Genomic DNA, 19,858 nt, shown 5'->3' with positions numbered 1-19,858 from the left:
AACGCGGGACCAATGGATTAAAAGTCCACTGCTCTACCAACTGAGCTAACGATCCTGATAAGCGTTAAGAAAACGTCTGGAAGACGTTTTTAGCTTCGCAAGAGCAAATCTATGATTTGCTAAAGCAATTTTTATTTCACAAGTCAAATTCATAAAACGACATTGTCAAACTTTTACAATATGGTGGATCGTCCGCGACTCGAACGCGGGACCAATGGATTAAAAGTCCACTGCTCTACCAACTGAGCTAACGATCCAAAACTGTTAAGGCAATCAAAAACGATTTTTCACGTTTTTATTTTGGCTATTGCCGTTAAGTGAGTGCATATTATACGCATTAAATCTTGGTTTGCAAGCCTTTTTGCACAATTTTTTTAACTAAAGATTTGCATCAAAATAGAGGCGTAAATTCATCGACTTATGATACGTTTTCACCTCTTTAATCTTTAACTTATCCAGCCTTGATTAGATGAATCTTGATTGGCTAGGTGTTGATTAATCAGGTGATAAAAGTTTTATTCACCACCTGATAAGGCATCAACAGGATTGAGTCTCGCGGCATTGCGCGCCGGAATAAACCCAAAGACCACACCAATGAGAGTCGAACACACCACAGCCGCTACAATGGAGGTGGTTGAATACACAACTTGGAAATTACCCCCTGCAAATTTGTTAATTAAAGCGCCGATACCAAACGCTAGGCTAATTCCTAAAATCCCGCCCAAGATACACACCAAAATCGCTTCTATCAAAAATTGCTGCATGATATCAGATTGCCTTGCGCCCACTGCCATACGCACACCAATTTCACTGGTGCGCTCAGTGACTGAGACGAGCATGATATTCATGACGCCAATACCCCCAACAATCAAAGAAATAATGGCTATCGATGAAACCAATAATGTCATCGTGCCTGTGGTAGATTCAATCGTCTGGCGAATTGAATCAGAGTTTTGAATACGAAAGTCATCGGTGCCGTGTCGCTGCTCTATCAAATCAGAAACGGCTTGCTCAGCGGCACTAGACGAGATAGTATTTTTTAATAGCACAATAAAACTATCTACATGACTGGTGCCAACCATTCTACGCATCACAGTGGTATAAGGCATATACAGGGTAGGGGTGTCCGAACTTGGACCAAAAGCTTGCTCAGATGGCTGCAGCACACCGATGACGCGAGCGGGCACACTACCCACCAACATCACTTCACCAATGGGGTCGCTGACATTGGCAAAAAAGGCGGTTTTTGCATTATTGTCAATAATCACATCTTGGGTCATCGAGGTGATGCTATTGTCATTAAAAGTTTGCCCAAGCGCGAGTTTTTCGCCTTTCACCGTTAGATAATCTTTACCCACGCCACTGACATTTACAGAAGCTTCTGTCTCGCGGTAACGGGCGGTGGCGCTATTGCTGCTGACTTGTGGACTGACGCTTTGCACATAAGGCTGTTCTGCGACAGCATTCGCATCGGCATCTGTTAGATTATCATCATGGTATTTACGGCGAGGGTCACCAAATTTATAGCCATCTCGTATGGTTAAAGTATTGGTGCCTAATGAGCTGATATCATTGAGAATTTTTTGTTGAGAACCTTGTCCTAGACCCACTACCGATACCACAGAGGCAATACCGATAATAATACCTAACATGGTTAACAATGTCCGCATTTTATGGGCTTTCATCGCCAAAACAGACATCTTAAAGGCTTCAGATAATCGGTCTAAAAACGCGGTAACACCAGATTTTTTGGCAAAATTTAGGTGTTGAACCTCTTTGGTTTTATCAAATCTATTGTCGGTATAATAATCTTTGAGAATCTGTCCGTCTTTGATTTCGATCACGCGTTCGGCTTGGGCAGCGATGGAAGGATCGTGGGTCACCATAATGATGGTATGACCTTGGCTATTTAGATTTCTCAAAATCGCCATCACATCTTTACCCGATTGGCTGTCTAATGCCCCAGTCGGTTCATCAGCCAGGATAATGTCGCCACCATTCATTAACGCACGAGCAATAGACACACGCTGTTGTTGACCACCGGAGAGTTGGCTCGGGCGATTTTGGGTTTTTGCCGCAAGTCCTAAGTCGTCTAACAATTGGGTGGCGCGCGCTTCACGTTGCCGCACGGGCATCCCTGCATACACAGCAGGGACGGCGACATTGTCTTGGGCGTTGATGTCACCAAGTAAATGATAGCGCTGAAAAATAAACCCAAAATGCTCACGGCGAAGCTCGGCAAGTTCGTCTGCGCTGAGTTTGTCCACCGCTTTGCCATAGATGTGGTAACTGCCCGCAGTCGCCTGATCTAGGCAGCCTAAGATATTCATTAAGGTGGATTTACCCGAGCCTGATTGACCGATAATTGCCACCATTTCGCCTTCATAAATGGTCAAGTCAATCCCATGTAAAACCCGAATTTTTTCATCACCTGCAGGGAATTCACGGATTAAATCCTTCACTTCCATGACAGGTTGTTTGGTGTCTTGCGTTATCATCAGCCGTGTATCTCACAGTTAGCATGCGTCATAGGGTTAGCATGCGTCATAGGTTACAATCAACGTTTCCAATCTAGGGTTATCATCTACCGATGATTACATCATCGGCGGACCACCATTATTTTTAGACGATGAACTTGATTTACTCACCGTTGCTTGACCCACAACCACCTTATCCCCTTGGTTGACGCCGCTAAGAATTTGGGTGGTAATACGATTGGTGACACCTGTTTTGACCGCTTGTTTTTTGGTAGTACCATCGGCTTGTACGACTTCAACATAACTGCCTATTTTTGGGTCAGTTTTGATTGCCGCAGCGGGTACGCTAAGCACATTACTGACTTTATTTTCAACAATATAGACTTGCGCTGTCATGTTGATGCGTAGCGCGCCATCAGGATTGGGGACAGTAAAATAACCAATGTAATAAATCGCCGAATCTGTTGACGTCGATGAATCACTGGCGGTAGTGCCATCGGGCGCAGGTCCAATGGTCGACAGCGTGGCTTGGTATTTCTTATCTGGGCGTCCAATGATATTGAAATAAACAGGTAACCCTACTTTGAGGTTAACGACATCGGCTTCTGATATTTTGGCTTTGACGCGCACACTGCTCAAATCTGCCAATGTCACAATGGTGGGGGCTGATTGATTGGCGTTCACCGTTTGCCCTTGTTTGGTGGTAATAGAAATCACCGTGCCTGACATCGGGGCAACAATTTGGCTATACCCAAGATTTTTTTCAGCCGTATTGACGTCCGTTTGCGATTTTTTTATGGTTTGTTGTGCACTAACAATATCGGCTTGCGATGAGGCAATATTTGCTTGGGCAGTCGCAATCGCTTCTCTGGCGCTGTCTACATTGGCTTGCGCTGTTTTGACAGCGGTATCCGCTTGCTCCAGCTCTTGTTTGGAGATGGCATTCATGGCAAGCAAGGATTTTAGGCGATTGTATTCTGTTTGCGATTGTTGCAAGGTTGCTATTTTACCTTTCAAGTCGGCTCGCGCTGTGGCAAGCGCGGCTTGTTTGGTCTGATAGGCGGCCTTGGTACTTTCCAAATTCGCTTTGCTTTGCTGTAAGGTAGCTTGCTGCGTGGTTAAGGTATTTTGCAGGGTCACTGGGTCAATTTGAGCAATCACATCGCCTTTTTTGACCGTATCACCCACTTCAACATACAATTTTGTCACTTCCCCTGACACCTGAGCGCCCACATCCACTTGTTTAATGCCTTCAATTTTGCCCGTGGACATGACACTGTTTTCAATATCGCTACGTTCGACATTGGCGGTGATGTAATTGGGTTTTTGGGGTTTGGGTTTAAAGTACCAATAAGCTAACGCTGCCAGCGAAATAACGATCAAACTTAAGATTGCCCATTTGAGCCATTTTTTTTGGGTAGCGGTCATCATGCCAAGCCTTATCAAGGGATAAACAATTGAAAAAAATTAAATAAATGCAGCTTTGTAACACGAAGTATTAAAAGCTAAATGAGAATAAATTGCAATAAAAATAGGTAAGTCGCAAGGATTTTAAATTATAACCACATAATCTTACTCGATTATAAAATGAATGTTATGAGTAAGAAAAACGCATTAAAAATTTGGGGGGTGATGGATTGTGTGGTGGTTTGATGGGTGTGCTGTTTGAAAGGCTGCAAAGATTGCATAGGCTGCAAAGCATTTTTAAAAGCAACTTTTAAAGCAACTAGTGAAATAACGGTTGACCCGCTAGACGAAAAGCGAGTTGGTAGAGCAGCTCCCAAGCCGGTTGTTGCACCAGACCTTTGATGGCTTGGTCGGCTTGGTACAGTGCATCCGACCAGTTTCGGGTAGCGTCATGGGAATGACGATGCAGGGCTTTAGTATACAGCTGTTGCTTGCTTTGCCAAATGCCGAGGCTTTGATAGCTTGCCCCTGATTGCAAGCTTAAAATATTGCGCATATCTTTGGCTATCATCCATAACACCAAACTCTCTGGTTCTTCGCTGGCTTTGAGTTGCTGCAAGATTTTTGCAACCTGCGCGGTATCACCTGCCAACATCGCATCCGATAAATCAAAGGTGGTAAACATAGATTGACTCACCAACCCATCAAACAGCTGAGACTCATCGATGGTCACAAAATGGGTAGGAGGACTCGCATCTGTTGTAGCATAGAGATAGGAGAGTCGCCACAGACTTTGGTAAGCCGCTAGCAAATTGTGCTGAGTTTGTGCCATCAGTATTTGCCAAGCGGGTTTGGTAAGTTCGAGCCCAAAATCTTGGGCGTGTTGCTGTAGCAGTTGTTCGCGTTGTTGCTCTTGATAAAGATGGCATTCGATGATGTGACCAAATTTATCGCAAAGCGAAAAAAACGCACTGCTTTGGTTTTTTTTATCGTATTTATCACTGATAATGACTAAGCAATTGCTCGGATTGCTTGTCGCAAATTGCGCTAATTCTGCTAATGCCTCTTTATCGGGTTTATGATTACCGTGAACGATAATGGCTTTGTTGTCGTCAAACAGTGACAGACTGTTCAGCTCTGCCAAAACCGCTTGCCACGATTTGGCGCTGGTAATATCCATGCGCGAAATTGCCATATTATGCTGCCGCCAATTGGGCGACATTTTTTCTATCAGCCACTGTGACAGCAACTCTTCATCGCCATGCATTAGCCACACCCCAGTGGCGGGGGCTTGGCTATTTTTGAGATGTTGAAAGGCATTTAAAAAATTGTACTGCATCAGCGTATTATCAATTAGGTTAGGTAGGGTTAGGGGGTAGTTGCGGTCGGCACTTTGGTGATTTTTGGAAGGCTTAGTGCGACATATTGGTCAGCAATACGCTGTGCTAGGTTATCATACAACCATACTTTAATTTGCTCTGCTTGGGGATTGTCAGTGGCTACCACGCCTTGGTCATACTGATAGCTGCGCTGTACTTGAATCGTATTGGTCAGCGTGCGAGGTTGACCATTTTCAATGGCGCGATAGGTCACCTCTGCGCTTAGCACCATGCGAATTTCGGTCAAAATACCGCGTAGCTGGTAGTTTTGCAGGCGAATGTTTTTGACTTCAATACTGGCAGGCAAGGTGGCATTTGATTGGTTGGTTGCATTTTTATCAATCACCCTATCTTGGGTGTTAATGCTTAGCTGGTCGAGTTGTTTTTTTAACGAATTTTTAACCGCATAGGCTTCAGGCGTGTTGTTAAAAATCAGCTCAGTGGTTGGGATATTCTGTGACATGGGCGCGTCATAACCGCGTAAGTGAAAACCACAGGCAGGTAGCTGCGTCAGTAACACACTGCTTAGGATGATACGAAAAAATGGCTTATTCATATAGTTACCTGTCTATGATTGTCGGTATTGCTTGTGATAACGCTTTATTATAAAGATAAAGCTGCAAGGTAAAAAAGGGCTTAGGTTGCCAATAAGCCCTTGTGGTCAATTAGGCTTTTATCACAATATTGACCAGTTTATTGGGCACCACGATTTCTTTGACGATATCACCGGTGATAAATTTAGCGACGCTGTCGAGTTGTTTCGCTTCGGCTTTTAACCAATCGCTGTCACTGTTTGGCGCCACATCCATTTGACCACGGATTTTGCCGTTGACTTGCACCACCATGGTGATAGTGTCTTGTACCAAGGCTGAAGTATCAACGGTTGGATAGGTTAGTGTCATCACATCAATCCCTAACTGCTCAAGTAGGACTTCTGCCATGTGCGGCGCGTACATAGTGAGCAAGGTCAATAATGTTATGAGTGCTTCATTGGCTACCGCCAAATCGCTATCAGAAGCGATCTCAAACGCGGTAAGTTCGTTCGACAGTTCCATTAAAAATGACACAGGCGTATTGAGCGCCAAATTTTTGCCAAACGCGTCATCTAATTTGCCGATCGTATCATGTGTTTTACGGCGTAGACTTTTAGCGGCTTTACTTAGCGACTGGGTATCAGTTACCGATAAGGTTGCTGCAGTTAAAGATTGTTGTGCCAATGTTTCGGCATGCTCGATGGTATAACGCCATACTTTTTTCAAAAAGTTATACGGACCTTTTAGTCCATCGTCAATCCATTCAAGCGTCTGGTCGACAGGCGCGGTAAACATGGTGTAAAGTCGAACCGTATCTGCGCCATATTGATCAATGGTCGCTTGTGGGTCGACACCATTGTTTTTTGACTTCGACATTTTTTCGATTTTGCCAATTTTGACAGGCTGACCATCGGCTTTTAAGGTCGCTTCGATGGGCTGACCTTTATCGTTGTAGCGGATATCAACTTCTTCTGGAAAGTAATAGGATTTGCTACCATCGGCATTTTCGCGAAGATAAGTACCCGCCAAGACCATGCCTTGGGTGAGTAAATTAGCAAAAGGTTCATCACCCTGCACCAAGCCTTCATCACGCATAAGTTTGTGGAAAAAACGCGCATACAGCAAATGTAATACGGCGTGCTCAACACCACCTACATATTGATCTACAGGTAGCCATTTATCGGCTGCGACTTTATTAATCATCCCATCGGTATAATTGGGTGAGGCAAAACGCGCGTAATACCAGCTTGATTCTACAAAAGTATCAAAGGTATCGGTTTCACGTTTGGCAGGCTTACCGCAACATGGGCAGTTGACATCGGTAAATGAAGCAAGATTGTTGAGGGGATTGCCGCGTCCATCGGGCACCACATCTAAGGGTAATACCACAGGCAGCTGATTTTCAGGAACAGGTACTGTACCGCAGTCTGCACAGTTGATAACCGGAATCGGGCAACCCCAATAACGCTGACGAGATACCCCCCAATCGCGTAGCCGATAATTGATGGTTTTTTTACCCAAGCCTTTTGGCTCAAGTTGGGTTAAAATTTTGTCAAAGGCTTGTTTAAAATTTAAACCGTCTAGCTCGCCCGAGTTAATAGCCACGCCATTTTGCTTATCGCCATACCAGTCTTGCCAAGTCGTCGCATCAAACTGTTGACCTTGCTTGTGGGGCTCTTCTAGGTCAATCACTTGCTTGATAGCTAACTGGTATTTATTGGCAAATTCAAAGTCGCGTTCATCATGCGCAGGGACTGCCATGACAGCGCCAGAACCGTAGCTCATTAAGACGTAGTTAGCGATCCAAACAGGCACTTGCTCACCGGTCAACGGATGGGTGACAGTCAGACCCGTGTCCATACCCATTTTTTCAGCTTTGGCTAAGTCTGCTTCGGCAACTGAGCCTTTTTTGCAGGCTTCAATAAAGCTTTGTAGGGCAGGATTGGTCGCGGCAGCGTGTTTTGCCAGTGGATGCTCAGCCGCCACCGATACATAAGTCACACCCATTAAGGTATCAGGACGGGTAGTAAATACATCTAGGGTTTTTTCTTCACCATTTAAGGTATAGGGGAAATGAATTTCCATGCCTTCAGAGCGACCAATCCAGTTGCGCTGCATGGTAATTACTTGCTGTGGCCAATGACCTTCTAGCTTATCCAAATCATTTAACAGCTCGTCTGCATAGGCGGTGATGTTAAAGTAGTACATGGGGATTTCGCGTTTTTCAATTAGCGCACCTGAACGCCAACCGCGACCATCCACCACTTGCTCATTGGCAAGGACGGTATTATCAACAGGGTCCCAATTCACCGTTGAGAGTTTTTTGTATACCAAGCCTTTTTTGAACAATTGTACAAATAGCCATTGTTCCCACTTGTAGTATTCGGGCGTACAAGTGGCAAATTCACGTGACCAGTCAATCGATAGTCCTAATGATTTAAGCTGTGCGCGCATATTGTCAATGTTTGAAAACGTCCACGCAGCAGGAGCGACAGCGTTGGCAATCGCTGCATTTTCTGCAGGCATACCAAACGCATCCCAGCCCATTGGCTGCAATACTTCATAACCTTTCAATCGATAGTAACGGCTCAAAACATCACTAATCGTGTAGTTACGCACATGCCCCATATGCAGCTTACCACTGGGGTAAGGAAACATAGACAGCAAATAACGTGATGGCTTATCTGATGCGGCATTGTTCACTTGATAGCGATTTTGCTGTTCCCATTTTTGTTGTTGGGCGGGCTCGATAACTTGGGGTTGGTATTGACTGGTTAAAGCTGAATTACTCATAATGGTCTGAATTTGCAGTATTTGAATGGGAAAGTATATTAAGCCCCATAGCATAGCCTAAAACCGTAGAAATTGCGATAAAAAAAGGAGTCAATATGAGCATCACCATCTATGGTATCAAAAACTGTAGCACCATGAAAAAGGCGTTTGATAAATTAACTGCACTGGGTTTGGACTATGAGTTTTTTGACTACAAAAAACAGGCGATAGACAAACCGACATTAGCCCATTGGGTAAAGCGAGCAGGTATAGATAAAGTATTAAATACCAAAGGCACAACCTACCGTAACCTTAGCGATGCGCAAAAAGCCCAAATGAATCAAGATGTGGATGCCGCGTTAGATATGATGATAGCGCAGCCAAGTATGATTAAGCGGCCGATTGTCGTCTCAGACAATGAGTTAATCATTGGGTTTGATGAAACTGCCTTTGAAAAACTAGGCAAGTAAATAGGTGCAAGGAAAAGTCAATCCGCAATAAAAAAGCGAGTAACTAAAACTCGCTTTTTTAAGTGGCGGGTAAAAATTATTTTACCGCACTAGCAACCGCAGATTTTACCGCATTTGCAGTTTCAACTGGGGTAGAGGCTGCACCACGTTCTTTATTGACAATAGTTTGTGGGGTCATTACAGAAGCGTCTTGTTTGTGATCGCTTAATGAATAAACATACGCTGCCAATAACATAATACGCTCGTTACCCAGTTTGGTATCCCAATGTGGCATCACACCGGCACGACCATTACGTAACGTAGTACGAACCGTTTCACGGTCGCCACCATATAACCACGTGTCGTCCGTAAGATTCAACGCACCCACATCATGATTACCTTTGGCATCTTTACCGTGACATACCGCACAGTTGGTATCAAAAATAGCCTTGCCTTGATTAACCAAAGTTTGGTTCAACTGACCATTTTCTTTTGAGCCATGACCGGGTGATAGTGATAGTACGTATTCAGCTGCAGCGCGAACACCATCTTCACCAATTTGCGCTTTCCAAGCTGGCATACCACCGACGCGACCATGATTAAGGGTTAACAAGATTTTATCGGGTGTACCGCCATAAATCCAGTCATTGTCCGTCAAGTTTGGATAACCCGGTGCACCATGCGCTTGTGAGCCATGACACACTGAACAGTTTTGTAAGAACAAACGCTGACCAATTTTAATCGCTTGAGGATCTTGAGAAAGTTTTAGAACGGCAGGTGCCAGCCCTACGATACCTTTATCAATTTGCGATTTTAATTCGGCATTGGGTTCTGCATTTTTAGCTTGCTGTGCTTGTAATTTAGCAAGGCTATCAATTTGTGCAGTTACCGCTTTGTCTTTTAAGATTTTATCATTGAACGTGCCAGTAAATACGGCATTATTGCGCTCAAGATCGGATGCTAATTCATTAGCACTGGTCCAAGGAACATCTTGACCATCTACTTTTACCGTAGTGATACCTTTCCATGAGCCTGGCATTACTGATGGGAACAATAGCATGTATAGTAGTGCCCAAGCTAATGTACCCCAAAAGATTGCTAACCACCATTTTGGTAATGGACGGTCAAACTCTTGGATACCATCGTATTCATGGCCTGTGGTGCCGTCATCCGACATGGTTGGGCGATAACCCAACACACCGACTAACCAGCACAAAATCCAAGCCCAACAAGCGATGGAAAATAGGGTTATCCAAAAACTCCAAAATCCACTCATTTTTTATCCTTATTGCGTTGTGATGCATCTGTTAGGTCTTCGTCATCTAACGCAAGTTTTGCATCTTCTTCAAATCGTTTGCGATTCTTTGGCGAGTAAGCCCACCAAACAATCGCAATAAAAGCGATAAACGCTGCGACCGTTGCGATACTGTGTAATGTGCCCAACATTAACGTTGACCTTTCATTGCAGTGCCCAGTTGTTGTAAATACGCAACAACGGCATCAAGCTCAGTTTTACCTTGTACCGCATCAGGTGCACCTGCAATATCAGCATCGCTATATGGCACACCGAAATGGTCACGGAAAAGACGCATTTTTGCTTGTACTTCGTCAGGGTTAACGTCGTTTTTTGCTAACCAAGCAAATGATGGCATCACAGACTCAGGTACCAATGATTGTGGGTTAATCAAGTGTTCACGTTGCCAGTCATCAGAATAGCGTCCGCCCACACGCGCAAGATCAGGTCCAGTACGTTTAGAACCCCATAAGAAGGGATGATCCCAAGCGGATTCAGCAGCGCGCGAATAAGGTCCATAACGTTCCACTTCAGCCCGAAGAGGACGAACCATTTGGGTATGACAGACGTGACAGCCTTCACGAATATAAATATCACGACCTTCCATCTCAAGGGCAGTCCATGGCTTCATATTGGGTAAAGGTTGGTTAACTTCTTTGGTATAAATCAATGGCACGATTTCTACCAAAGTCGCAAAACTAATAGCTACAACGATTAGGATAAGTAGAAGACCCGTGTTTTTTTCAATAATTTCATGATTGATTTGCATGAGTCTCTCCTTAAATCTGTTTTGCGGTAGCAGTTTCTACTACAGGTGTAGTGGTATCCGCTACTTCAACAGTTTTAGTGCTTGGCATCGTGATAGTTTTGTAGACGTTGTAAGCCATAACGACCATACCTGTGACATACAATAAACCACCAAATGCACGACCAATGTAAGGATAGTGCGAGAACAAGACAGTATCAACGAAACTATACACCAGTGTTCCATCTGGATTTGTAGCACGCCACATCATACCTTGACCAATACCTGAAATCCAAAGCGATACGATGTAGAAAATAGTACCTGCAGTAGCCAGCCAAAAATGCGTGGTAATTAAGTCAGTTGAATACATTTTTTGTTTGTTCCAAATACGTGGAATCAATACATATAATGAACCAACCGTAATCATACCAACCCAGCCTAACGCACCAGAATGCACGTGACCTATTGTCCAGTCAGTATCATGAGAAAGCGCATTGACGGTTTTGATTGACATCATCGGACCTTCAAACGTTGACATCGCATAGAATGACAGTGCAACAATCAAGAAACGAATAATAGGGTCTGTGCGAAGTTTATCCCAGCTGCCAGATAAGGTAAGTACACCATTAATCATACCGCCCCATGAAGGCGCAAATAAAATGATAGAAAATACCATCCCTAAAGACTGTGCCCAGTCAGGGAGTGCTGAATAATGAAGATGGTGACCACCCGCCCACATATAAGACGCAATTAACGCCCAAAAGTGGATGATAGATAAACGATAGGAGTAAACAGGACGACCGATTTGTACAGGCACAAAGTAATACATCATACCCAAAAACGCGGCTGTTAAGTAAAAACCTACGGCGTTGTGACCATACCACCATTGCACCATAGCGTCAGTCGCACCGCCAAACAAGGAATATGACTTCCAAAAGCTCAGAGGGATTGACATACTATTGACAATATGCAGTAACGCAATGGTCAAAATAAATGCAGCAAAGAACCAGTTAGCAACATAGATATGCGAGGTTTTGCGTTTCAATAACGTACCAAAAAACACAATAGCATAAGATATCCACACCACGGCAATTAAAATATCAATGGGCCATTCAAGCTCAGCATATTCTTTCGCTGAGGTTAAACCCAAGGGTAGGGTAATAATTGCGCCAACAATAACGAGATTCCATCCCCAAAAGGTGAACCAGGCTAGATAAGGTGCGAATAAACGCGTTTTACACGTTCTTTGAACGATATAATATGAAGTTGCGAATAACGCACAACCACCAAATGCAAAAATCACCGCGTTGGTGTGCAATGGACGCAAGTGGCTAAATGTTAGCCAAGGGATACCAAAATTGAGGGCAGGCCATGCCAATTGTGATGCAATGAACACCCCAATTGCCATACCGATAATACCATATACTACCGCCATGATTGAGAACAACTTAATGATGTCCACTTCATAATCATCGGTAATAGGTATTGCTGTGTTTTGTAAATTCATTCGATGATTTCCTTTACAGCCTATATTATCAACAAGTTTAAGCAGAAATCTCCTTTGTGCCTGTCAATAAAACTATCAGGTCAGAGGCGTTGGCACTAGTTATTTTTTTATAAGATAGGCTAACTGTTTAGTGGCTAGTTTCACGATGAATTTTAAAGAAATTAGCGGCTAAATCTTGACGCAAAACAGTAAATTTACAAGCAGTAAAATAGGCTCAAACTCACGATTCTCACCAAGTATTGTAACTTAATCTTTGCTAAATATCATCTAATGTAACGTTCATAGCGCAAAAAAAAATTACATACCAACCATTATAATATGAAAAATAAAAAAAACCATGTAAATTGTGGGGATTTTTTTAACATCCCATATACTATCTAGTAACAATGCTAAAAATGGTTAACCGAGTGCCATTATCGTTGTTCTAGAAATAGGTTTATTATGCGTTAGAGAATTGTCATTCATACAAAATCTCGGTAAGATGCACAAGTTCTAATACAACTAACGATAATGAGGATTTAAAATGGCTAAAATTTTAACACAAGAATGGTTTGATAAAGTTGACGAATTAACCAACAAAGCAGGTGAGCTAAACCTACCACCCGCGATTAAAAACATGTCGATTAATTTACAAGTCACAGATAGCGACAATCAAGAAGTCAATGCAGCTTTTTATGATGGGACCATTCATCAGGGTTTGAAAGATGGCGCTTTAACCACCTTAAAACTTGATGCCGATACCTTAAAAGCGATATTTTTAGATCGTGATATGAACCGTGCGATGGAAGCCTTTATGTCTGGAAAAATCCGCGTCGAAGGCGATATGGGACAATTAATGTCTATCCAAACCGCAAGCCCAAGCGCTGAGCAAAAACAGCTTTTCAAAGACATCTTAGCAAATACACAAGTGTAATCGGGCTGATCAAATAATTTAGGATATTGCGAGCATTATCCGTGTGCTAACCGAAATATTACTAACACCCCGAGCACAAAGAAAATCATCGATAATATTCGGTGATTTTTTTTATCGCGTGCTTGGGTGGGGTACAGTAGCAAACCTGTAGTATAAACCATCAGACCATTGACTAAGCTGGTTTGAGTGGCTAAGGTGGTTTGGGTCGTTTGAGCAGATAGTGGGAGTGGGCTGTGATTTACCAATCCAGTCTGGGTTTGGATAGCGTCTGAAGTAGAAACTGCGGATTTAGTCGACTGATTTGGCATGGGTAATCTTCCCAAAATAACTGGTATAACACTCACAAACGTTAGCGGCTGATATTGGGTAGGCTGTTGAGCCACTATAGGATTTATGACTGAGCCGCTATATGATTCATGACGTTAATGGGTAAAAATTGATTAAAATTAAACTTAAAATAACGATAATATAAAATTATAGTCAATTCAATGAATTAAATAAAATAACGGGATAAATTTACATTTATTTACAAAATAACAAAGCCACTGTCATAGTCGGCAGTGGCTTCGAGAAAATTAATCAATAATCTTACAGGGGAATGGCTTAAAACGCTCTATAATTGGTGGCTGCTTTTTTCTGGTTTTCCATAAAAATAGTCCCCTGTAGCCAAATATTGGCTTGAATATAATCGTTGACTTGAATGGTTGAGTCGATGTTATCGGCATTGACCGCTAAACGAATAACAACAGGATTATCAAGGCTTTCACGTAATATCACCACATCAAGCAACACAAATTCAACCCCATTAAAGCTGGCAGTTTGTTTGCCAATAATTTGACCTTGACACCAGGCTTCATCTTGTTGCCCGATGGTTTCACCAAATAAATAAGCACACATGTGACCGACGTTGATTTCAATTGGCTCAAGCGGCAAGTCGTTTTCACTAGGTTGCCAAGCGGCGATTTGGGCTTCAAGGTCTTTTGGGGCAACGTTATTATTTTTGGTCAAAATATCATTAAAAGCGCGGTGATAGCGAATCGCTTCAGGCTCATCAACCACAATGGTTTCTGAGCGGTTACTCAAGCTTACGGTGTAAGCAAATGCACTCAGATTGATTAAGTAGCGGTGATTTTTTTCATAGTTGTGCGCATTGATGGCATAATACTGGTCAAATACATACAGTACGGTATTGTCATCAGTTTTTAAGCGCAAAATCGCCTCTATCTGATTGTCACATTTATAGACACCTTCAATAGTGACCCATTGCCCATACGGACTATTGACACAAGGAAACGCATTAATCAAACGTTTGGGTGAGCGATTGCTATCAATTTCAATCACTTGATTGACATGAATTGGCTGATTACCTGATAGTAAAATATGCGAAGACGTGGCGTTGGTAGTCTTTAGCGGGGTAGGCATAGTGGCAGTATCGATATGCGATTGCAACCAATTTGGGACGTCATCGGGAATATTGTTGGTAAAACATGACCAGTGATCTGCATGACCAACCACTTGATCACAGTTTAGACTAATCGTATTGGGGGCATTTGAAGAAGGGGGTTGGTGAGTATTGGTCATAAGACGTCCTTTAAGTAACAACAGGTTTATCAGTAACAACAGGCTTATGTTGCAAACAAACTTAATAAACTAAACAGCTGTCACGATATTTATCAAAATTTTAATGATTACATTATCAGCTATCAATAGGCTAATATCAGCCTTCAAATCATCGCGATTAAATTAACGAGTATCAGCTATTAAACTATCTGTTAACAATGGATTAACCCTTGATTAAGCAGAGATGAAATTTAATTCTGCTATGTTAATGGGGACATGCAGAATTTTTTCACCTTATTTTGCTTAAATCATCCACAATTTATTGCGCAGATATGTTTGATTCTGCGAATTTTTAGCAAAATTGCAAAAAAACTTTTGCCAAAATGGTAAAAAAGTGTGTCAGACTAACACGCTTTTAGCGGGCTTAAATAATGGTTTTGAACATAAGCTATTTCTTTGCCTGCTGGTATCATCAAAATAGTGATAATTTTTAGGAATGCTATGTTTCGACCGTTGGCTTTGTTTTTAGGATTACGGTATACCCGTGCTGAGCGAAGTAACCGATTTATTTCTTTTATTTCTTTGATTTCAATGGTGGGTTTGACACTTGGCGTCGCCGTGCTCATTACCGTATTATCGGTGATGAATGGCTTTGACCGCGAACTTAAGAGTCGTATTTTGGGGATGGTGCCGCAAGCCACTGTCACTGCCAGTGAAATTATCCCAAATTGGCAGACGCTAGCGCAAACGATTCAAAAAAACCCCAAAGTTGAAGCCGTCGCACCTTTTATCCAATTACAGGGTATGCTCACCGCGAATGGACAAGTCGCAGGTATCATGGTGACAGGTATTGAGCCAAGCTATGAGAAAAAAGTCTCGATTATTCATCAGCATATGGAAAGTGGTAGTGTCGATAGTCTAAAAGCAGGTCAATTTGACATTGTGATTGGCAAGCAAATGGCGGATTCACTGGGGGTGAAACAAGGCGATATGGTCACGCTAGTATTGCCAGAAGCCTCGCCATCGCCTGCTGGCGTGATTCCGCGCTTTAAGCGTTTTACCGTCACAGGGGTGTATGATATCAGCCCTGAAGTCAACAATATTATGGCATTCATCCCGATGAATGATGCGGCTACGTTATTGCGTCTGCCTGCGGGAGCGCAAGGTATTCGCATGAAGCTAAAGGATTTGTTTGCCGCACCCCAAGTGGCTCAGCAAGCAGCGAGCCTTGCACCCAATATGCTCATGCCTAGTGACTGGACATCGACGCATGGGAATTTATTTGGTGCCATCCAAATGGAAAAAGCCATGGTGGGGTTATTGCTGTTTTTGATTATTTTGGTTGCTGCATTTAACATCGTCTCATCCTTGGTGATGCTGGTGACTGATAAAAAGGCGGATATTGCGATTTTAAAAACCTTTGGTGCGTCGCCTAAGCTCATCACCCAAGTGTTTATGGTGCAAGGATTGTTTATCGGGGTGATTGGTACCGTCGCGGGAACTATTTTGGGCGTGATTTTAGCGTTGACCGTGAGCGATGTGGTAGGCGGTATCAATAATTTATTTGGGTTACATTTATTTGATGCGTATTTTGTCAACTATTTACCTTCACAACTTGAATGGAAAGACGTATCCATCATCGTGGTAGCCTCGCTGGTAATAAGTTTTGTGGCAACCATTTACCCAGCACGCCGAGCAGCTAGCATTCAACCGGCTCAAACATTGCGTTATGAATAGGAGTGAGCCATGACGGCGATTTTAACAGGAAACAATATCACCAAGACCTATCAGGATGGTAAAACCACCACGAATGTGCTCAATCATTTGGATATCAGTATTAACAGTGGCGAGCGCATCGCCATTGTTGGTACGAGTGGGTCGGGTAAAAGTACCTTACTACATATCTTGGGTGGCTTAGATGTGCCGACCAGTGGGGAAGTTTGGTTACATGGGCAACGCATCAATGATCTGAATGAAACCCAGCGCGGTGAGCTTCGTAACCAACATTTGGGCTTTATTTATCAGTTTCACCATTTGTTAGCGGAGTTTACTGCCATTGAAAATGTGGCAATGCCGCTATTGATGCGAAAAGCAGTGCCAATTGCAGCGGCGCGTCAACAGTCTATTGAATTACTGGAAAAAGTAGGGTTGGGGCATCGGCTGACCCATCGCCCAGGCGAGCTGTCTGGCGGTGAACGTCAACGGGTGGCGATTGCTAGGGCGCTGGTGACAAAGCCTTCATTAATACTGGCAGATGAGCCCACAGGGAACTTAGACTATGCCAATGCACAGGCGGTGTTTGAAATCCTATCAGAACTACAAAAAGATTTTAATACGGCGCTATTGATGGTCACCCATGACCGGCAATTGGCACAGTTAGCGGATAAACAATTGGCGTTACAAAATGGTACGTGGGTGGCTTAATACTCATCGAGTAGCCAACCGCTGATAAAAGCAAAGTATTCGCGAAACCACACATTTGGACGGATATACCAAGGGGTGTCAGACCCGACCACCTGTAAATTGGTATATCCTTGTCGTTTGCCAATAAGGCTTGCGCGCAAGGTGTGAAAATCACTGGTGACTGCGATTATCGGCTGATTTAAGGCAATCCCTTGCTGCGCTAAAATTTTTTTGCTATGGACAAAGTTAAGCTCGGTACTGGTGCTTTGTTCTTCAAGCGCAATATGCGCCAAGCTGATACCATAGGTATCATGTAAATAGTCCGCCATCGCTTTGGCTTCACTGACATCCTCCCCCGCATCAAAACCACCACTGGTTATCACAAGTGCGTTTGCAAAACGCTTGATGACTTCAGATGCTTTATCCAAACGCAGTTTTACCGCATCGGTCGGCTTATTATCTTTTGTTCCGCCACCTAAGACAATAATCGCTTGCGCTGCTTTAGGATGGTTATCGGTGTTAAAGTGCTGTTTTAAATAGCTGATAAAGACACAAAAACTTATCAACCAGACAAAAAATAGTAGCCAAACCAGCTGCCATAGTTTTTTTAATGACGGCTGTGACGCCAAATAAAGTTGGATACGCTCCCAATATACCGCATGGCCTAAAAAAATTAGCCCTATGCCCAATGGCACTAGGGTGCCAATATGAAAAACACGATTGGCCAGCAATAGCCCGCAGTCAACAACCAGTATTAATCCTGCAATTCCTAGACTGATTTGAATACTTTTTTTGCCGAACACAGAGGCATTGTCATTGCCGCTACTAAATTGAGTCAACATCGATTAATAATTTCCAAAAGTTGCTATTTGTTTTACTATATCGCTCATTCGATAATTGTAAGGGAAGTAGCGGGCTATCGCTATCTTTATTAGGGATGAAACATGATTTGGCTCATCACGGTTGCCAGTTTGTTGGGTTTTTTAGTGGTAAATACACTAGCAAACCAACCCTTGATGATAGGTTCTGCGCTAGCCAATTATGATGCAAAAATTTGGCAGATGTTATCAGTAGTACTATTGATAGCGCTGCTAATCAATGTAGGTTTATACCATGGCTGCAACCGTAAACAGCTAAAAAGAGCATCGTCAAACCCTGCATTCGCCTACCGTTTTGCCTTATTGTTATTATCAAGCTTTATCTTTTTGCTGACGCTCATGGTGAGTGCCAGTTACGGTTTCTATCATTATAAGCGCTATGAAGACGCGTTATTGCCGTCAGCGCTCACAGTGGATGCTATCGTTGAATCGCATCAAATCAGCGATACGGTGAGCCAAATGAGCCGATTATCAAATGATAATGCCCTGATTGGCAATGGTTTCATCAAACAAATCCTGCAAGTTCGCGTTGATAGGGGCGGTGATGCTAATGTATCGTCAGCAACCCCTCAACCACCGCTAACGGCACTGATTAGCGCTAACATCAAAGATAACCCTGAATGGGAAGCGACTCTGTCGCAGTTAAGACCTGGGATGCAGCTTAACGTAAAATTACAGCTTGAGCCTATTGCAAAGCCTAAGCCTACGAGCTTACCCAGCAATGCCAAACCGCTCATACTAGGATTTGATGAAGCGCAATGGTTAAGGCAGCGGGACGTGCAAGCAAAGGGAGTGATAATTGGTATTGAAAAAACGAGCCTACGGGAATTTAACCCATCCCATGTCAAAGACCGTATGGTTATTGCTATCGAACAATTGCGCTGGCAACTACGCCAAAAAATTCTCGCCAATTTGCATAAAACCCTGCTGAAACAATCGACTTCTATAGTCAATGCTAAAAACGATACTGCCCAACCTGCTTTTCAAACTTCTGGTCAAAGTTCTAGTCAGAGTTCTATTCAAAATGCTATCCAAAGCCATGGAATCTTATTGGGACTGTTAACGGGTGATAAAAGCCTGATGGATAGCGACCTTAAGAACCGCTATCAAGTCACGGGAATTAGCCATTTATTGGCAATTTCAGGGCCGCATGTGTTGATGCTCGCCGCTATCGTATCTGTTTTTGTATTATGGCTCGCTAAATGGCTTGCGCCCCAGTTGTTGGTCAAATTACCGAGTAGTTTATTGGTGCTTTGGGTGAGTGTGGTGATGGCAGGGTTTTATGCGCTGCTGGTGGGTTTTGAGATACCTGCCCAGAGGACATTTTGGATGCTGTTACTGCTTACGCTGTCGAAACAGTTATTGGTTAATTTTTCTGCTTATCGGCTGTTGGCGTGGGTTGCGCTAGGCATGATTTGGCTTGAGCCGATGGCTGTCGGGCAAGCAGGGTTTTGGTTGTCCTTTGTGGCGGTGGTTTTACTGTTAAAATTTAGCGAGACAATAGGGACAGTTAGCGCCATTGAAATTAAGGATGTTAGTCA

Annotated in this window: 17 protein-coding genes and 2 tRNA genes (1 of these 19 cut by a window edge); 5 read left to right on the top strand and 14 right to left on the bottom strand. The window is 43.2% G+C overall.

Annotated features, from left to right (window positions below; genetic code table 11):
• The 7 genes from RTJ53_RS11040 to leuS form a co-directional block, all read right to left on the bottom strand.
• Positions 1–55: transfer RNA gene (locus RTJ53_RS11040), tRNA-Lys, on the bottom strand (it extends 121 nt beyond the left edge of the window).
• 126 nt (positions 56–181) lie between these two features.
• Positions 182–257, bottom strand: a tRNA-Lys gene (locus RTJ53_RS11035).
• A 258-nt stretch (positions 258–515) separates the two neighbouring features.
• Complete coding sequence (locus tag RTJ53_RS11030; RefSeq protein WP_312276964.1) at positions 516–2,498, bottom strand: MacB family efflux pump subunit; 1,983 nt, start codon at positions 2,496–2,498, stop codon at positions 516–518.
• Between the two features lie 96 nt (positions 2,499–2,594).
• Entirely contained in the window at positions 2,595–3,908 is a 1,314-nt protein-coding gene (locus RTJ53_RS11025; RefSeq protein ID WP_312276963.1) for an efflux RND transporter periplasmic adaptor subunit, read from the bottom strand.
• Between the two features lie 295 nt (positions 3,909–4,203).
• The gene (holA, locus tag RTJ53_RS11020) at positions 4,204–5,223 is read right to left on the bottom strand and encodes a DNA polymerase III subunit delta (protein WP_312276962.1); all 1,020 of its coding nucleotides are present in this window, start codon (positions 5,221–5,223) and stop codon (positions 4,204–4,206) included.
• A 29-nt stretch (positions 5,224–5,252) separates the two neighbouring features.
• Complete coding sequence (locus RTJ53_RS11015) at positions 5,253–5,819, bottom strand: LPS-assembly lipoprotein LptE (protein WP_312276961.1); 567 nt, start codon at positions 5,817–5,819, stop codon at positions 5,253–5,255.
• A gap of 109 nt (positions 5,820–5,928) precedes the next feature.
• A complete protein-coding gene (gene leuS / locus RTJ53_RS11010) occupies positions 5,929–8,589 on the bottom strand; it encodes a leucine--tRNA ligase (RefSeq protein ID WP_312276960.1) in 2,661 nt (886 codons plus the stop codon).
• A gap of 95 nt (positions 8,590–8,684) precedes the next feature.
• On the opposite strand from leuS, the gene RTJ53_RS11005 reads away from it, so the two are divergent.
• Positions 8,685–9,038: a Spx/MgsR family RNA polymerase-binding regulatory protein gene (locus RTJ53_RS11005; RefSeq protein WP_312276959.1), complete on the top strand. Its 354-nt coding sequence runs from the start codon at positions 8,685–8,687 to the stop codon at positions 9,036–9,038.
• Between the two features lie 76 nt (positions 9,039–9,114).
• On the opposite strand, the gene ccoP is transcribed toward RTJ53_RS11005, so the two are convergent.
• Genes ccoP through ccoN form a run of 4 tightly spaced genes read right to left on the bottom strand, consistent with a single transcriptional unit; the run spans position 9,115 to position 12,563 of the window.
• Positions 9,115–10,293 (bottom strand): cytochrome-c oxidase, cbb3-type subunit III, encoded by a 1,179-nt coding sequence (ccoP, locus tag RTJ53_RS11000; protein WP_312276958.1) that lies wholly within the window; start codon positions 10,291–10,293, stop codon positions 9,115–9,117.
• Positions 10,290–10,463 carry a cbb3-type cytochrome oxidase subunit 3 gene (locus tag RTJ53_RS10995; RefSeq protein ID WP_036597952.1) on the bottom strand — a complete coding sequence of 58 codons (174 nt, stop codon included), beginning with the start codon at positions 10,461–10,463 and terminating at the stop codon, positions 10,290–10,292. Before RTJ53_RS10995 ends, ccoP begins: the two co-directional genes overlap by 4 nt.
• A complete protein-coding gene (ccoO, locus tag RTJ53_RS10990; RefSeq protein WP_472795710.1) occupies positions 10,463–11,080 on the bottom strand; it encodes a cytochrome-c oxidase, cbb3-type subunit II in 618 nt (205 codons plus the stop codon). Before ccoO ends, RTJ53_RS10995 begins: the two co-directional genes overlap by 1 nt.
• Positions 11,081–11,090: 10 nt before the next feature.
• Entirely contained in the window at positions 11,091–12,563 is a 1,473-nt protein-coding gene (ccoN, locus tag RTJ53_RS10985) for a cytochrome-c oxidase, cbb3-type subunit I (protein WP_312276957.1), read from the bottom strand.
• 523 nt (positions 12,564–13,086) lie between these two features.
• Between ccoN and RTJ53_RS10980 the strand changes: the two genes are divergently transcribed.
• A complete protein-coding gene (locus RTJ53_RS10980) occupies positions 13,087–13,476 on the top strand; it encodes an SCP2 sterol-binding domain-containing protein (protein ID WP_312276956.1) in 390 nt (129 codons plus the stop codon).
• 35 nt (positions 13,477–13,511) lie between these two features.
• Here the strand turns inward: RTJ53_RS10980 and RTJ53_RS10975 are convergent, their stop codons facing one another.
• Both RTJ53_RS10975 and RTJ53_RS10970 read right to left on the bottom strand, forming a co-directional pair.
• Complete coding sequence (locus RTJ53_RS10975) at positions 13,512–13,784, bottom strand: hypothetical protein (protein ID WP_312276955.1); 273 nt, start codon at positions 13,782–13,784, stop codon at positions 13,512–13,514.
• Positions 13,785–14,079: 295 nt separating this feature from the next.
• Positions 14,080–15,057 carry a hypothetical protein gene (locus RTJ53_RS10970; protein WP_312276954.1) on the bottom strand — a complete coding sequence of 326 codons (978 nt, stop codon included), beginning with the start codon at positions 15,055–15,057 and terminating at the stop codon, positions 14,080–14,082.
• Between the two features lie 480 nt (positions 15,058–15,537).
• On the opposite strand from RTJ53_RS10970, the gene RTJ53_RS10965 reads away from it, so the two are divergent.
• Together RTJ53_RS10965 and lolD are read left to right on the top strand one after the other, a co-directional pair.
• A complete protein-coding gene (locus RTJ53_RS10965; RefSeq protein ID WP_065252986.1) occupies positions 15,538–16,773 on the top strand; it encodes a lipoprotein-releasing ABC transporter permease subunit in 1,236 nt (411 codons plus the stop codon).
• Positions 16,774–16,782: 9 nt separating this feature from the next.
• Positions 16,783–17,460, top strand: coding sequence for a lipoprotein-releasing ABC transporter ATP-binding protein LolD (lolD, locus tag RTJ53_RS10960; protein ID WP_282841955.1), 678 nt, complete (start codon positions 16,783–16,785; stop codon positions 17,458–17,460).
• Here lolD and RTJ53_RS10955 read toward each other — a convergent pair.
• Positions 17,457–18,281: a YdcF family protein gene (locus RTJ53_RS10955; protein ID WP_312276953.1), complete on the bottom strand. Its 825-nt coding sequence runs from the start codon at positions 18,279–18,281 to the stop codon at positions 17,457–17,459. The two genes, lolD and RTJ53_RS10955, sit on opposite strands and share 4 nt — an antisense overlap.
• 102 nt (positions 18,282–18,383) lie before the next feature.
• Between RTJ53_RS10955 and RTJ53_RS10950 the strand changes: the two genes are divergently transcribed.
• The coding region (locus RTJ53_RS10950) for a ComEC/Rec2 family competence protein (protein WP_312276952.1) at positions 18,384–19,858 on the top strand (1,475 nt) is incomplete at its 3' end.

The organism is Moraxella sp. CTOTU46711, from assembly GCF_031975715.1.
Lineage (GTDB): Bacteria > Pseudomonadota > Gammaproteobacteria > Pseudomonadales > Moraxellaceae > Faucicola.
The sequence above is the reverse complement of the archived record's forward strand: the minus strand, read 5'-3'. Positions and strand labels throughout refer to the sequence as shown.

Bases quoted from the DNA above. Each gene is read 5' to 3' on its own strand.
- RTJ53_RS10965 (WP_065252986.1), top strand. From the start codon at position 15,538: ATGTTTCGACCGTTGGCTTTGTTTTTAGGATTACGGTATACCCGTGCT.
- lolD (WP_282841955.1), top strand. From the start codon at position 16,783: ATGACGGCGATTTTAACAGGAAACAATATCACCAAGACCTATCAGGAT.
- holA (WP_312276962.1), bottom strand. From the start codon at position 5,223: ATGCAGTACAATTTTTTAAATGCCTTTCAACATCTCAAAAATAGCCAA.
- RTJ53_RS11030 (WP_312276964.1), bottom strand. From the start codon at position 2,498: ATGATAACGCAAGACACCAAACAACCTGTCATGGAAGTGAAGGATTTA.
- RTJ53_RS10995 (WP_036597952.1), bottom strand. From the start codon at position 10,463: ATGTTGGGCACATTACACAGTATCGCAACGGTCGCAGCGTTTATCGCT.
- ccoP (WP_312276958.1), bottom strand. From the start codon at position 10,293: ATGAGTGGATTTTGGAGTTTTTGGATAACCCTATTTTCCATCGCTTGT.
- RTJ53_RS11015 (WP_312276961.1), bottom strand. From the start codon at position 5,819: ATGAATAAGCCATTTTTTCGTATCATCCTAAGCAGTGTGTTACTGACG.
- RTJ53_RS10955 (WP_312276953.1), bottom strand. From the start codon at position 18,281: ATGTTGACTCAATTTAGTAGCGGCAATGACAATGCCTCTGTGTTCGGC.
- RTJ53_RS10970 (WP_312276954.1), bottom strand. From the start codon at position 15,057: ATGACCAATACTCACCAACCCCCTTCTTCAAATGCCCCCAATACGATT.
- ccoN (WP_312276957.1), bottom strand. From the start codon at position 12,563: ATGAATTTACAAAACACAGCAATACCTATTACCGATGATTATGAAGTG.
- ccoO (WP_472795710.1), bottom strand. From the start codon at position 11,080: ATGCAAATCAATCATGAAATTATTGAAAAAAACACGGGTCTTCTACTT.
- leuS (WP_312276960.1), bottom strand. From the start codon at position 8,589: ATGAGTAATTCAGCTTTAACCAGTCAATACCAACCCCAAGTTATCGAG.
- RTJ53_RS10975 (WP_312276955.1), bottom strand. From the start codon at position 13,784: ATGCCAAATCAGTCGACTAAATCCGCAGTTTCTACTTCAGACGCTATC.
- RTJ53_RS11025 (WP_312276963.1), bottom strand. From the start codon at position 3,908: ATGATGACCGCTACCCAAAAAAAATGGCTCAAATGGGCAATCTTAAGT.
- RTJ53_RS10980 (WP_312276956.1), top strand. From the start codon at position 13,087: ATGGCTAAAATTTTAACACAAGAATGGTTTGATAAAGTTGACGAATTA.
- RTJ53_RS11005 (WP_312276959.1), top strand. From the start codon at position 8,685: ATGAGCATCACCATCTATGGTATCAAAAACTGTAGCACCATGAAAAAG.